General features: G+C 44.2%; 16 protein-coding genes. 7 read left to right on the top strand and 9 right to left on the bottom strand.

Translation table 11 applies throughout. The features are described 5' to 3' along the window. Window positions 1-176 precede the first annotated feature (176 nt). The gene (locus QUB10_RS09740) at window positions 177-974 is read left to right on the top strand and encodes a DUF5829 family protein (RefSeq protein ID WP_333201607.1); all 798 of its coding nucleotides are present in this window, start codon (window positions 177-179) and stop codon (window positions 972-974) included. A 411-nt stretch (window positions 975-1,385) separates the two neighbouring features. Here QUB10_RS09740 and QUB10_RS09735 read toward each other — a convergent pair whose 3' ends face one another. From QUB10_RS09735 to QUB10_RS09720, 4 genes are all read right to left on the bottom strand, one after another. Next, window positions 1,386-1,553 carry a hypothetical protein gene (locus tag QUB10_RS09735; RefSeq protein WP_333201605.1) on the bottom strand — a complete coding sequence of 56 codons (168 nt, stop codon included), beginning with the start codon at window positions 1,551-1,553 and terminating at the stop codon, window positions 1,386-1,388. A gap of 51 nt (window positions 1,554-1,604) precedes the next feature. Then, a complete protein-coding gene (locus tag QUB10_RS09730) occupies window positions 1,605-1,898 on the bottom strand; it encodes a cysteine peptidase family C39 domain-containing protein (protein ID WP_333201603.1) in 294 nt (97 codons plus the stop codon). Between the two features lie 135 nt (window positions 1,899-2,033). Continuing rightward, window positions 2,034-2,216 carry a hypothetical protein gene (locus QUB10_RS09725; RefSeq protein ID WP_333201601.1) on the bottom strand — a complete coding sequence of 61 codons (183 nt, stop codon included), beginning with the start codon at window positions 2,214-2,216 and terminating at the stop codon, window positions 2,034-2,036. Window positions 2,217-2,385: 169 nt separating this feature from the next. Further along, the gene (locus QUB10_RS09720) at window positions 2,386-2,610 is read right to left on the bottom strand and encodes a secretion protein HlyD (protein ID WP_333201599.1); all 225 of its coding nucleotides are present in this window, start codon (window positions 2,608-2,610) and stop codon (window positions 2,386-2,388) included. A 469-nt stretch (window positions 2,611-3,079) separates the two neighbouring features. Here QUB10_RS09720 and QUB10_RS09715 point away from each other — a divergent pair, with 469 nt between their 5' ends. The 6 genes from QUB10_RS09715 to QUB10_RS09690 all read left to right on the top strand — a co-directional run bounded on the left by QUB10_RS09715 (window position 3,080) and on the right by QUB10_RS09690 (window position 8,880). Beyond that, window positions 3,080-4,195: an HlyD family efflux transporter periplasmic adaptor subunit gene (locus QUB10_RS09715; RefSeq protein ID WP_333201598.1), complete on the top strand. Its 1,116-nt coding sequence runs from the start codon at window positions 3,080-3,082 to the stop codon at window positions 4,193-4,195. A gap of 57 nt (window positions 4,196-4,252) precedes the next feature. Further along, window positions 4,253-4,399: a hypothetical protein gene (locus QUB10_RS09710; RefSeq protein ID WP_333201596.1), complete on the top strand. Its 147-nt coding sequence runs from the start codon at window positions 4,253-4,255 to the stop codon at window positions 4,397-4,399. A 62-nt stretch (window positions 4,400-4,461) separates the two neighbouring features. After that, window positions 4,462-5,472, top strand: a complete 1,011-nt coding sequence (gene trpS / locus QUB10_RS09705; RefSeq protein ID WP_333201594.1) for a tryptophan--tRNA ligase — start codon at window positions 4,462-4,464, stop codon at window positions 5,470-5,472. A 131-nt stretch (window positions 5,473-5,603) separates the two neighbouring features. Beyond that, window positions 5,604-6,494, top strand: coding sequence for a methylenetetrahydrofolate reductase (locus QUB10_RS09700; RefSeq protein WP_333201592.1), 891 nt, complete (start codon window positions 5,604-5,606; stop codon window positions 6,492-6,494). 103 nt (window positions 6,495-6,597) lie between these two features. Then, a complete protein-coding gene (locus QUB10_RS09695; protein WP_333201590.1) occupies window positions 6,598-7,197 on the top strand; it encodes a Uma2 family endonuclease in 600 nt (199 codons plus the stop codon). A gap of 63 nt (window positions 7,198-7,260) precedes the next feature. Then, on the top strand, window positions 7,261-8,880 hold the full coding sequence (locus tag QUB10_RS09690) for a mucoidy inhibitor MuiA family protein (protein ID WP_333201588.1): 1,620 nt from the start codon (window positions 7,261-7,263) through the stop codon (window positions 8,878-8,880). Window positions 8,881-8,977: 97 nt separating this feature from the next. On the opposite strand, the gene QUB10_RS09685 is transcribed toward QUB10_RS09690, so the two are convergent. From QUB10_RS09685 to QUB10_RS09665, 5 genes are all read right to left on the bottom strand, one after another. After that, the gene (locus QUB10_RS09685; protein ID WP_333201586.1) at window positions 8,978-9,943 is read right to left on the bottom strand and encodes an SGNH/GDSL hydrolase family protein; all 966 of its coding nucleotides are present in this window, start codon (window positions 9,941-9,943) and stop codon (window positions 8,978-8,980) included. Window positions 9,944-9,947: 4 nt separating this feature from the next. After that, window positions 9,948-10,439, bottom strand: coding sequence for a YajQ family cyclic di-GMP-binding protein (locus QUB10_RS09680; RefSeq protein WP_333201584.1), 492 nt, complete (start codon window positions 10,437-10,439; stop codon window positions 9,948-9,950). A gap of 152 nt (window positions 10,440-10,591) precedes the next feature. Continuing rightward, window positions 10,592-11,008: an MAPEG family protein gene (locus tag QUB10_RS09675; protein ID WP_333201642.1), complete on the bottom strand. Its 417-nt coding sequence runs from the start codon at window positions 11,006-11,008 to the stop codon at window positions 10,592-10,594. Between the two features lie 15 nt (window positions 11,009-11,023). Continuing rightward, window positions 11,024-11,527 carry a hypothetical protein gene (locus tag QUB10_RS09670; RefSeq protein WP_039887610.1) on the bottom strand — a complete coding sequence of 168 codons (504 nt, stop codon included), beginning with the start codon at window positions 11,525-11,527 and terminating at the stop codon, window positions 11,024-11,026. A gap of 278 nt (window positions 11,528-11,805) precedes the next feature. Further along, entirely contained in the window at window positions 11,806-12,903 is a 1,098-nt protein-coding gene (locus QUB10_RS09665) for a phosphotransacetylase family protein (protein ID WP_333201582.1), read from the bottom strand. Window positions 12,904-14,114 lie beyond the last annotated feature (1,211 nt).

Here is a 14,114-nt window from a genome sequence, read left to right as displayed (position 1 = left end):
TTGTGGAACAGGCCGGAAAGCCTGTTAAGCGAGAATGGTGCAATATCTCAGTTCAACGTACTCGTAATTTTAGGAATAATCCTAATACCTTTGCGCGACTTAAGTTAAAGAGTTTTTATGAACAGGCATCTTGTCTGTTCCACAATTTGTATTACTAAAGCTCAATCAGTAAAAACATGGGAATAGAATTTAACCATTTATATGTTACTCTCGACACAGAAACGCTAGAGTCGATCGCCAAATCAGAGTTCATTAGCCAAGAATTCTGCACAATATCCAGAGATACCGTAGAAACTGATAAAGAGAGTTGGGCGGGAACTTATCTCAGGGGAAAACATAGCTATATTGAGCTTTTTGCTCCAGGGGGTGTGGAAGGGTTTAGGGAAGGTTTTTCGGGTATTGGTTTCAATAGTAAACAAGCAGGACAGATTGATATTGTAGATGAAAAGCTAAAATCCTTAGTAGCCCAAGAAATGTTTTCTGATTTGCAAGTTCGTCAAACTGAAGATGGAAAAGTGCCCTGGTTTCATTATTTGGCACTCAAATCAGAGAGAGAAGCCTTCAGTGCGTGGTTGATGGAATTTCATCAGGATTATTTAGACTATAAAAACATCAAGCTTACCAGTGCTGGTTGCTTTGACCGTGCTGCTTATCTGAAAAACAGTGTTACTTCCGAAACTTCTTTATTTGACGACATTTCAGAAGTTCATCTTGAATTGACTTTAGCGGAACACGAGGAACTAGCATTACTACTTCGAGTCTTTGGCTATGACTCATCTTGCGTAGGAGATATTACTACCTATCGTTCTGATGGTTTTACTTTACAAGTATCTCAGAAAGTTGCTCCCAGTTATCGAATTCGCAAGGTTTTTTGCACGATGAAGTCTCAAGCTCATCAGGAAAGAAAGTTCACTTTCGGTGATAATGCACAGTTAAATGTGGGTGGAGAGTTGGCAATTTGGCAGTTTGGATAACAGATCTCGGTTTATAGATTAGTTTCGAGCGAGATTAATTCCATTTCAGCCAATTAGTTAGGTAGACTGAAAACTCCAAAAAATATCTGAATTTGAAAGAAATTTTCAAATTTTAAAACCATAAGTCAGAACCATTTCAGGCGACCCCGAAAGTTCTGAAGTTTATGCTGTAGGAGTTACGCAATGGATAGAACAAAGCACCCATAAACTTATGGGTGCTTTATTAATTCATATCAATTCCGGAAGTCAGCCGGAATGATATCAAATCCCCGCTTCTTTTGTCTGGCGTAAAGTCGAATCCCGAGGCCAACAAATAATTAGTGCAATTTTCATTTTTTTGACCCGCCCGTCAACCGTCAACCGTCAACCGTCAACCGTCAACATCACCTGACGGTGTAACCGGAAATGATATTACCAGTAGCGGTACACTACTCTAAAGGAGCCGTCGCAATTCCGGCGGTACACGACGTGACGGGTCGGACGGTAACAGTTTCGATAGTAATAGTGACCGCCGTTGACGCTAGCTGATTCTTCAGATGTAAGTTCAGCAAATAGTGAATCTTCCTTTGTTTCTTTCATGATTTGACTCCGTTTAAGTTAATAAAAGTGAAGGGAAACTAGAAATATTATTTAATTTCTAGAGCCTCGTTTAACTACTGACAAATACTTCGGGTAGTGCTGTACCACCTCCGGAATATTGCGGACTTGTTTCAAGCCAAGTAAACTCGTCCCTTTTTGGCCGGTGCCCGCACATTCTCGCAAGCGGCTAATAGTAAAATTTTGTCCGTAAAATTTCGCGATCGAAGCTAGACAAGCTGCACCGCAATCTTCTTCGCTCTGCTGGAGAACAACCTGATAGTTCTTAAACCTGTTAACTTGTCCGAATAATGGCATTTTGCCGATCAAAGGGATGTTCTTTAACATTTTGCAAAATGAATAATGGTAGAGCATAAAGAAGATTACTCATCACCAACTACCCAATCAGCAAAAAGCACCCATAAAGTTATGGGTGCTTTCTCGATTCCACAGTTATAAATCTGAATTGACTAGCACTAAACTTTAGTAGTAGGCGTAGCGGACTACTCTTCTGTATGAACCGTCGCAATTCCGGCGGTACACGACCCAACTGCGCCGCTGCCGGTGATAATTGTATCGATTGGCATAATAGTGACCGCCGTTGACGCTAGCTGATTCTTCAGGGGTGAGTTCAGCAAACAGTGAATTGTCCTTTGTTTCTTTCATGATTAGACTCCGTTTAACTTAATAAAATTGAAGGAAAACTAGAAATATTATTTAATTTCTAGATTCTCGTGTAAATACTGAGTAATACTTCTTGTAGTCCTGTACGACATCCGGAATACTACGGATAAATTTTCAAAATTTACTCAATCGCACAACTTGACTCAGCTATCTAAACCACTAGAGTTTTGTAAGGGCGATGGCTGTTCGGATCGTACAGATAAAACTGGCTAGGCTGCGGCAGGAAAAACAGCATATTCAGACCATAGCTGCTGTTATCGGTCTCGCTGTTGCTTTTAGCACCGCTAACATCGCTGGTAATACTGCCACCGTTGACAGTAGCAGATTCTCCATCGGTTACTTCGATGAAGAGTGAAGCTGGTTGATTTTTTGACATAAATAACTCCTATTAATACCTATGTACTTACTTACTACCTACGCATACAGGAAAAACCCGGTAACAGTGCCAAAACTCATGGCGGAAACGCCGTATTTTCATGACCACGAATTTCAAAGGTGGTACCCGCCACGTGATTTATCCGTGGAATCAATCCCAAATCGAAAATCCTCAAGAAAGAGCATTTATCTCGCGCAAGTCAATCCAAAATCTAAAATCTAAAATCTAAAATCGAATGACAGTCGCCCGCTGGCTTCACTCCTCTTGATATTTGGCGAAGTTTGTGGGTGGGAACGGCAAAGCTGTGCGGATTTTTACCTTTACCCTGTGAATTTTGATTTAGACTTCTAAACCTATACTTGGTTTCCGGAAAGCTGATCGTAAAAGTGACAAAACAAATCAGCGATCTCTCCCTCCCCCCCAACTCAAAACTCCAAACTCCAAACTATTCCCCTCTCCCCTTGCCGCCATGTCTCTCACTCCTGAAACCACACCCGCTGAAACCTTTGATAACGACCAGTTTTTGCCCCCTGTCAGCCGCTGGACGACTTTGGGGGGTATTTTGATGGTGGCGACCTTTGGCGGGGCGATCGCCCTCGCTAGCGTCACCAAATACAGCGCTACAGTCAAAGCAGACGCGATCGTCCGTCCCGCCGGAGAAGTGCGCGTCGTGCAAGCAGCAACCGAAGGAACCGTCGAAAGCATTGCTGTCAGAGAGAATCAGACAGTAAAAGAAGGAGATGCGATCGCAGTTGTAGACGCTTCGCGTTTGGGCGCTCAAAAAAAACAGTTACAAGAAATAATTAATCAGTCTCAACCAGCAGCACAGCAAATCAACCAGCAACTGCGCGACTTAGAAAATCAAATTTTGGCCAGCGCCCAATTTAAAACCATCCAAAGTGAAACTTCCGCCCAACAGGAATTAATCGAATCCGCTTTAATAAAATTCGCCACATCGCTACCAGATGTCGCCGAGAGACTGGGCCGAAGTCGGCGGGTTTTGCTCGTCAAGCAAGCCTCCATTCAACAACAATTAATTCAAGCTAAAAAAGAACTCAATCAAATTGAGTTAAAACTCGAAAATAGCGTGATCCGCACACCCACGGATGGTACAATTCTCAGATTGGAAGTACGAAATACTGGTCAAACCGTACAAGCCGGCAGCGCGATCGCCCAAATCGTCCCCAGCGACGTACCCCTGGTAGTCAAAGCCAAGGTGACATCCCAAGACATCGCCCGCATCCAAATCGGTCAACCCGTACAGATCAGGATTTCGGCTTTGCCTTTCCCCGATTACGGCACATTAAAAGGAACTGTCAGCGAAATCGCCCCAGATGCGATCGCCCCTCAAAATCCCACTAATAATTTAGGTACAGCTTATTACGAAGTGGCAATTAAGCCCGAACAAACTTATTTAACAAAACTCAAATCCGCCAACGGCCAATTCTTCGGAAACTCCCAGGCAAATGTCCCCCGCCAGTATTCGATTCAATCGGGAATGGAAGGCAGAGCCGATATTATTACCGGCGAAGAAACTGTTCTGACATTTGTTTTGCGGAAAGCAAGGTTGCTGACAGATTGGTAATTAGTCAGTTGTCAGTTGTCAGTTGTCAGTTGTCAGTCGTCAGTTGTTAGTTGTTAGTTGTCAGTTGTTAGTGTTAGTTGTCAGTTGTTAGTTGTCAGTTGTCAGCAGTTAACAGTCAACAGTCAGCAGTCAACAGTCAACAGTCAGCAGTCAGCAGTCAGCAGTCAACAGTCAACAGTCAACAGTCAACCGCCAGAAAATTAGAGGCTCTGAAATTGAAATAACGTGTCAATATAGAAATGTGAGTTCAATTCTATTCTTTCCTCATGGGCAAACAGCGCGTTCTTTCTGGAGTTCAGCCAACCGGCAATCTTCACCTCGGCAATTATCTCGGTGCCATTCGCAACTGGGTAGAAGGTCAAAGTCAATACGAAAATTACTTCTGCGTAGTCGATTTGCACGCAATTACCGCACCGCACAATCCAGCAACTCTAGCCTCCGACACTTACACGATCGCCGCACTGTATTTAGCTTGCGGCATCGATTTAGAATATTCTACTATTTTCGTGCAATCCCACGTCTCGGCGCACACAGAACTAGCATGGCTGCTCAACTGTATTACGCCGATTAACTGGCTCGAAGATATGATTCAGTTTAAAGAAAAAGCAGTTAAACAAGGTGAAAATGTCAACGCCGGTTTGCTAAATTATCCGGTGTTAATGGCAGCAGACATTTTGCTTTACGATGCCGACAAAGTGCCAGTGGGAGAAGACCAAAAACAGCATTTGGAACTCACCCGCGATATTGTGATCAGATTAAATCACCAATTCGGCACACCCGAAAAGCCAGTATTGAAACTTCCCGAACCCTTAATTCGGACTGACGGTGCGAGGGTAATGAGTTTGACTGACGGCACGCGCAAAATGTCGAAATCTGACCCTTCCGAACAAAGTCGAATTAATTTATTGGATTCGCCAGATACGATCGCCAAAAAAATCAAGCGCTGCAAAACAGATGCCGTGCGGGGTTTGACTTTTGACGACCCCGATCGCCCCGAAGCTAGAAATTTGCTGACCCTTTATCTCCTGCTTTCCGGCAAATCTAAGGAAGAAGTAGCAGCGGAGTGTGAAAACATGGGTTGGGGAGATTTTAAACCCTTGCTGACAGAGACGACAATTAATGCCCTCAAACCAATTCAGGATAAATACAAGGAAATAATGGACGATCCGGGATATTTAGAGTCTGTACTACGTCGCGGAAGAGAACAAGCAGAAGCTATTGCTAATCAAACTCTAACTAAGGTTAAGACAGCTTTCGGTTATTCTTTACCTGTTTAGTTGTTAGTTGTTAGTTGTTATTGGTTACTGGTTAAGAATGACAACTGCCAACGGCCCACTAACAACTGTCAACTGTCAACTAACAACTGTCAACTGTCAAATAACAAATAACCAATAACAGACAAATAATCATGAACCGTTTTCGCACAGCCTGCACCACCCCCGGAGAATTTATAATTACTGCCGAAGTTGCCCCACCAAAAGGCGGCGACATGACTCACACAATTCAAATGGCTGAACGCCTCAAAAACAGAGTGCACGCCATTAATATCACCGACGGGAGTCGCGCAGTGATGCGAATGTGTCCCCTAGCAGTTTCGGCAATTTTAGTGCAGCACGGCATTGAGCCCATTTGTCAAGTTGCTTGTCGCGATCGCAATCAAATTAGCCTGCAAGCAGATCTCATGGGAGCTCACGCTTTAGGCATTCGCAATGTATTAGCACTTACAGGTGATCCCGTCAAAGCGGGCGACCATCCTAAAGCAAAAAGTGTATTCGACTTTGAATCTGTACGACTGTTACAAGTCATTCAAAAAATGAATGGCGGCAAAGACTGGAATGACAAACCTTTAACAGACGGATTTACCGATTTATTTGTCGGTGCTGCCGTCGATCCGCAATGCCCCAGTTGGTCTGGTTTGCAAAGTCGATTTGAGAAAAAAGTAGAGGCTGGAGCACAGTTTTTTCAGAGTCAATTAATTACAGATTTTGAAATTTTGGATAAGTTCATGCACCACGTTGCTGCAGGCTGCAACAAGCCAGTTTTAGCAGGAATATTTTTGTTTAAATCAGCTAAAAATGCTGAATTTATTAAAAAATACGTGCCGGGAGTTCACATCCCACAAGAGACGATCGACCGTTTAGCAAAATCTCCAGAACCCTTGCAGGAAGGCATAAAAATTGCTGCCGAACAAGTCAAGCTAGCGCGGCATATTTGTCAAGGAGTTCACATGATGGCAGTCAAACGAGAAGATTTAATTCCTCAAATTTTGGATTTGGCAGGAATCGAGCCACTGAGCTAAAATTGAACCGTAGGGGCGGGTTTTACCGATAATAATTGCCTAAAACCCACTATCTCGTAAACCCGCCCTCCCCGCTACCATTTTGAACATCAATAAAACAATCATGGTTCAAACTGTAGACAATCCAACAACTTCTCCCGCAATCGAACAACGTTTCACTTGGCGCGGTTTGACATGGCATCAATTCAAAGCAATTCAAGCTGGCTTTGAGGATGTGCCGAATGTACGCTTATTTTATTGTGATGGAGTTTTAGAAATTGTGGGAATTAGTAAACCTCACGAGGCAATTCGATGTCTGATTGCAGCACTACTGAGCAATTTTTTTCAATTTAAGAGAATACATTTTTTTCCCAGTGGCAGTTACAGTCAAATTGTTGAGGGAAAAGTGGAGTATCAAGCAGATTTGTCTTATTGTTTCGGAACAGATAAAGATGTTCCCGATCTGTGTATTGAGGTAGTTATCACTAGCGGTAGTCCGATTAAACTTCAGAAATACCGACTGATGGGAGTCCCGGAAGTCTGGTTTTGGGAAGATGGCACTCTAGAGCTTTACCATCTGCGAGAGGAAGGTTACGATCGCATTACTAGCAGCGAAGTGCTGCCTGAGTTAGACTTGTCTTTGCTTAAACGCTGCATTTTGTTTGCTTCACCTTTGGATGCGCTTGAGGAGTTTGCTAGAGGAATGGGCGATCGGGAAAATTGATCAATAAACTACTTTTGAAATTCCTCGATCAACTAAACGGTTATTAAATAGGAGCACCTGGCAATGACTGACTCAGAAATACTTAATTCTGATACGATTAAAACACTGGATACTCGCATCTGTGAAGTTACAGTTTACACCGATCGCGCTTTGGTGACGCGGCGCGGTACAGTCGCTTTGACGGGAAACGAGCGAGAATTGGGGATCGTATCTCTCCCCGCAACCCTGGAACCAGAGTCAGTCAGGGCTACGGGTGCGGGTACAGTTGCTGTGCGATTGCTGGGAGTACGCAGCGAAAGAGTGTTGAGCAGAGAACCTGTAGCGGATGGCATCGCCGAATTAACCCAACAGATCCAAGAATTAGAAACCCAAAAACGGGCAATAAAAGACAAGTTAGATGCCCGAAGAATTCAACTCAAATTTGTCGAAGATTTAAGCGAAAAAAGCGTCCATTTCTTTTCCAGCAGCATCGCCAAACAGCAGGTAGGTTTAAACGAAACTGGCGAATTGCTCAACTTTTTAGGAACCAATTACCTAAAATATGTAAGTGCGATCGCGCAGCACGAAAGACAACAGCACGAATTAGACACTCAAATACAAATTTTAAAGTATAAGTTAGACCAAGTAAGAACTTCCCATTGCCATCAAAGTTTTAACATCATTGTCGCCATAGAACCAAGCGGCAGCGGCAACTTTGAACTACAAGTTTCCTATGTAGTAAAGCGAGCATCTTGGACTCCCCTTTACGACTTGCGAGTCAATACCACCAACAACCAAATTAATCTCCATTATCTAGCCGATGTCAAACAAAATACAGGCGAAGATTGGACAGGAGTAGCGCTGACATTATCTACAGCAAAACCCGGATTGGGAAGTCTCCCACCACAACTAAAGCCTTGGTATATCGAGATATTCGAGTTAATGGCACCCGCTGGTCGGGGTTCATCAGAGGATGATTTCTTGGAGCTAGAAGAGATCCTAGAAGAAGGTTATGCAGGCAATTCATTCCGCGGTGGAGGACGGCGCATAGAAGCTGAAATAGCAACAGCTCAAGTATCCAGAGAAGGCGGCACAGTCTCATTTCAAATAGGCGGAAATACCAATATTCCCAGCGACAGTTCGAGGCAAAAAGTGACTATTTTTAGCGATAATTATCCCTTTCAGCCTGAATATATTGCAGTTCCGCGATTAGTCACTTTTGCCTATTTGCAAGCAGTTGTTGTCAATCCGCTGACAGGTGCTACTCTGCTTCCTGGTAAAGCAAATATCTTTCGCGACAACACTTTTGTCGGCACTGTGGAGTTAGAAAATGTTTCCCCCGGCCAAGAATATAAACTGAATTTAGGAATAGATGAACGGTTAAAAATAGAGCGGGAATTAGTGGAAAGACAAGTAGATAAAAAACTGATCGGCCAGCAGCGGCGCCTGAGTTACGCTTATCGGTTAAATGTGACAAACTTGCAGCAGGTGCAGGTGCACCTGACACTAAAAGAGCAATTGCCAGTCAGCCGGAATGAACAAATTAAAGTGCGATCGACTCTCACTAATCCGAAGATAGTAGCAGGTGAAATGGGACTGCTAGAATGGATAATGTCTCTGCCGCCGCAAGCAAAGCAAGAGTTATATTACCAGTTTGTTGTCGAACATCCTCCTGACTTAACAGTCACGGGTTTAGATATTTAATACCAATCAGTTGTCAGTTGTCAGTTGCCAGTTCTCAGGAATTACATCTTCCTTCTTCCGACGGACATCGGGCTTCTTCCTTCGGCTATAAAGCAGCTTATTTCTTCCCGCCACACGCCACCAATTTTTTCTCTATACACAACTGTTGAAACAGTAAATCTGCTATTGATTCATAAGCTGGGGCTGTGGGGTGTACGCCATCCCGAAAATAACTTTCTACCCTCGTTTTCGGCAATTTTGACCAGGCTGCATGAGTGTCTATGACTGGAATTTTTAAAGCTTTTAGCCGATCGACAAACTCGGATTTAAACTTCGGCTGAGTCGGTACGGGCAGTAAATCCGCTCGATCGCAAGTATACAACACAAACAACGGAATATTCTTAGCTCGCACCAAAGCAACTATTTGCTCAAATCGCTGCATATTTTCCATAAACTTTTGTGATTCCGACACCGGCACTCCCGCCGCCGGAGAATTCGATACAAAAACACTTGACAATTCGGGCATAACGTGTCTTTGAAACACTTCTTGAATTGCCAATAATGGTTTGCGATTCGGCATCAGCGGGTCATTTCCCACCCCCGCGCTGCTGCTTGGAGGTTGTAGCAAATCGTGAGTACCAATTTGCAAAATGACAGCATCGCTTTCAAAAGTGCCAAACTTGCGAATATATCCCAATTGATTGCCAATTCCCCAAGAACCGGCAGAAGCATTCAGCACCTCAACTTGCTTTTTTATGCCCAACAAACGCGCTTCAAACAATTCTGGAATAGTTTCTTTCTGATCGGTGGTATTATTACCGTTGAGAACAGAATCTCCTATCATCAAAATTCTGAGAGTACCTTCAGGCTTTGCTGAATCGATTTGTTCAGAACGCTGAGAAAATTGATTGTACTCAACTCTATTGCCAAAGCGATATACAAGTTGATTTGGTGCAAATATATAGCCCGCATTAGCATCAGCTTGCAGCAAGGCAGGATTTCCGAATCCGAGCAAGCGCAAGGCAAGTTCTATCGCACTCAAAGATGCGATCGCACCACCGGCAATCCAATACTTAGCTTTCAAAAATTTACCTGTAATTGGTAAACTGCAAAGCCATCGGATAATCTTCTTGCTTCAAGCGTTGAATCACCAACTGCAAATCATCCTTATCCTTAGCAGAAACGCGCACTGCATCACCTTGAATCGAGCCTTGAATCTTTTTAAACTCATCTCGAATTAATTTAGTGATTTTCTTGGCAATTTCCTGGTCAATCCCTTTTTTCAGTTTGATTTCTTGGCGTACTCTAGTACCACTAGCAGCTTCAATTTTCCCATAATCAAAAATTTTCAGAGACAAATTGCGCTTGGCGGCTTTAGTTTGCAAAACAGTGTGAATTGCGTCGAGAGTAAATTCGCTGTCGGTATTGACAGTAATTGCTTCAGCGCCCAATTCTACAGTGGTTTTGGTATCTTTCAAGTCGTAACGGCTTTGAATTTCTCGCGTTGTTTGGTCAACAGCATTGACTAATTCTTGCCGATCGAACTCGCTGACAATATCAAAGGAATAACTAGCAGCCATAAATTAGTAATTGGTAATGGGGCATTGGGCATTGGGCATTGGGCATTGGGCATTGGGCATTGGCAAAACAGGGCATTGGGCATTAACAACTAACCAATAACCAATAACCAATAACCAATAACCAATAACCAATAACCAATGACTACTGAAAATTAGCCGTTAACAGCCATTAAACTGAAATAGAATAAAGAAACAGTGCAAGAAGAACTAATCGCAAACATGAGCGATCGCCCCAGCGGCACATTCAGAATATAGAAAACCGAAAACAACAACCGGGCGATCGTAAAAGCGATCGCAGCCCAACCCGCCGATTCCGAATCTACCCCCGTCACAAAAGCCATCAAAGCCGCCGCTGAAAACAGCATAAACGTCTCAAACGAATTTTGGTGAGCCCAAGTTGCCCGCTGAGCGTAAGCAGGCAACTTATCAAACATAGCGCGGGGGGCTGCTTGGTCATAGCCTAGCTGCAAGCGGGCGATCGCAACCACCAAAAACGGTGCGTAAACCAGCGCAGCAGCAGCAGCAATACAATCAAGCAGAATAACCGACACAGGTAATCCCAACAGCATCATCCGCCTCGCAGTTCAATCAAAATAGAACAGAGTAACTACCTTGCGCTGTTCCTCCGCATCCTGGCAAGTTTTCAGCAAAGTGTGGCTTTCGTGAAAAGCAAAACATATCAGTTGCTGGCAGCGAGAAATAATCTCCTGATTGCACATGGCGCTTGCTTCCGGGAGAGACAAGCTATCATTTTTGGGATTTTCTACCAAATGTATCACTTGTTCGAGTTGGTCGCGAGACTCCCGAGGCTGGCGACTCATGCTTTGTGGCAAAATCACCGTCAGCAGATTAGGATCTGCTCGCATTGCCCCCCGAATTGCGGCTGAATTGGTGCCTGTAGCGCCAGAAGTGATGAGCTGATTGCCTCCCAGAACTATGGCGTAGCTCAGCATCTCAATTAGCTGCTGGTGGGTAATAGGAACGTGGCGAGAACCCAAAAGAGCAATCCGCTTGGAGCTGGTTTGCTGGATCGCCGCTAGTTCTTGTAAAAAATCATCTACTCTGGGTAGCTCAATTGATTGACTCAAAGAATTTATTAAATTAAATAAAACTACGTTGTGGATTTTAGCAGACTCACTAGCCATTGCCGCCAAAAAGAAGTTAAGAATTGCTGATTTACCGGATCAGACTAGAGGATGGGGAGATTTGAGTTCGCCTGAAGGCAGAATGTCTTAACACAGTCGGCAGCCGGAGCTCAAGGTAGAATTCAAGAAAAATTGAGAATTTAAGAATTTTACCTTTTTATTTATTTAAACAAAAAGTTCTCTCTGCCGAATACCTTCTTCCCTCAGCTCCGGCTCTCTTCTTAATGGACTCGATCGCTCAGGCCCAAGGATGCCATCATGCCATCAAGGTCAAAATGTTCTGCCATTAGCTGAGTAACGCATTCCACCTTGATCGGTTCGTGCAGGCGCACGCTGCCAAAGGTGCTGTCGATAATTTCCACCGTGGTTAAGGTATCCAAATCCACAGACAAAACCGGAATTTCCATTTCTTCTGCCCTGCCAATCACTAGGGGAGAAGGAGGCAAGTGGCCTGTCAAAATTAAGCACTGAGTCGAGCTTTCCAGAGCCGCTAGCTGAATGTCCGTGCGATCGCCCCCCGTCACCACCGCCATATTTCTCGCTTTGCGGAAATACTTCAGAGCCGAGCTAACATTCATCGCGCCAATTGTCAAGGTTTCCACCATCAAGTCCAAACGGTCTTTACGGCAGAGCACATCAGCTTTCAATTGGTGCACCAATTCTTTGACGCTGACACTTCGCAGCAAAGCACTTCTCGGCAGCATTCCCAAAACTGGAATACCCGCAGCCTCCAGAAAAGGCCGCACAGTCGCCGTTACGGATTCGAGTTTGTCCGTGGGAACGTCATTGAGTACCACGCCGAGCAACCGCGAACCCAAACGCTGTTTAGCCGACAGCAAATCGTCTACATACAGATCGATCGGGCGAGCTACCAACAGCACAGAGGCATCAATTGCCTCAGCGATTTGAGCCAAAGACAAGTCAAACAGACTGCCTTCCTCCAAATTAGCTGGGCCTTCTAACAGCGCCAAGTCTCCGCTGGGAGCTTGCAAATATTGCGCTAAAGACTGGCGGTAATCTGTCTTGTCTTCTCCCCGCAAACGCTTGTGAACCGTCTCTTCATCCAAATACAGCAATGTTGACGGCATCTGACTTTCTGAGAGATTCAGCGTCTCTACCGCGAACCGCACGTCTTCGTCCTCGATCCCAGCTCCGGGCGAGCTGAAACAGGTTCCCAGAGGTTTGCCGTAGGCGACGGCCAGTCCTTTTCCCCGGAGTCCGAGTGCCATCCCCAGGGCGATGGCCGACTTGCCGCTGTAAGCTTTTGTGGAACCGATCAGCAAATATTTAGTCAATTTTGGTACGCCTTCAATCCTCAATTTGCACCTGTCTATTTCAATAAATTTAGTTTTTTCTACAGTATTTCTGAACTGCGACTCAATTTGGCAATACTATTATACTCGATTTTGTCGCTTTTGGGCAAATTGTTTTTTTGCGGAAAATTTTTATTCACCTGTTCGCAACCCTTTTCTTCCCATTCTTTTTACTTGATTTTGGGAAACCACTTTTTCAATTGTTTGTTTTGCCAGCAGGTTTTGATAATTATTTATCGCCTATGATTCCTTTAAGAACCGATTTTAATTGTAATATTTTTAGGCCTTCTGATTGCGTACCTTAGATATTAACCTCGAATTTTATCGAGTAAAAATAACACGGTAAAAATGGTTTACCTTACCTTAATAGCCTACTTAGAGGGTTGAAGATAGTTTTTTTAGTGGCTAAATAGAGGATTGTATAGGAAGAGAACACGGTGCTTGCATAGGCAGTTTTGCATATAATTGAAAAGGGATAGGTTCTATTATTAGTTATTAATTATTAGTACGATCGCCCGCGTTAAAACAGATCGGTGGCACTGCGAGCAATAAGCTGCTTAGAATGGGGCTTCTAGCTTCTCAATACATAAATTGTCGGGCGGCGTGGGCTGGCATTTCGGCAGCCCCAAGGCTGATTGCGATGCTAGCCCGATCGCAGTTCAAGGGCTGTAGATTGATTTTCCTTGGGCGGATCTACAGCCCTTTCCTCTCAGCTACCGAGTCGCAAAATTTGAACGAAATCGGACGGCGCGATTCGTCTCACGGCGATAGCTTCGCTCGCGCGTACTCGCACAGCACCAATATCCGCAATAGGCTTTTAGACTTTTCCCACAACAAATACAGCAGTTTTCAATTGGATGAAATACAGGGAGGGACTCAGGCAAAGCCTGAGTCCCTACGCGAAATCTGTATCACGCTCAACTGAAAACTTCAGTATATTTACTTTACCAATGGGGATAAGTGCTGACCCCCAAAGGGATTATTGAGAATGATCCAACAACTCACTTACTATTTCCGCTTCTCAAATAGGGCTGGCGCACCAATCATGTAATGTTGCCGTCGTGGCTTTACACTATTGGCGCGTCAGTTATAGCGCCCGTCAATCGATTTTAGATTTTAGATTTTAGATTTTAGATTGAAGAAAGCAAGCCCACTGATAAATCCGGGGGCTGGCTCACGGGAGCGAGGAGCTTTTTTCTCGATCCACGAATCAATCC

Origin of the sequence: Microcoleus sp. B5-D4 (genome assembly GCF_036705145.1) — a bacterium.
GTDB lineage: Bacteria > Cyanobacteriota > Cyanobacteriia > Cyanobacteriales > Microcoleaceae > Microcoleus.
Note: the sequence above shows the minus strand (reverse complement) of the source record. Positions and strands in the feature narration are given on the sequence as shown.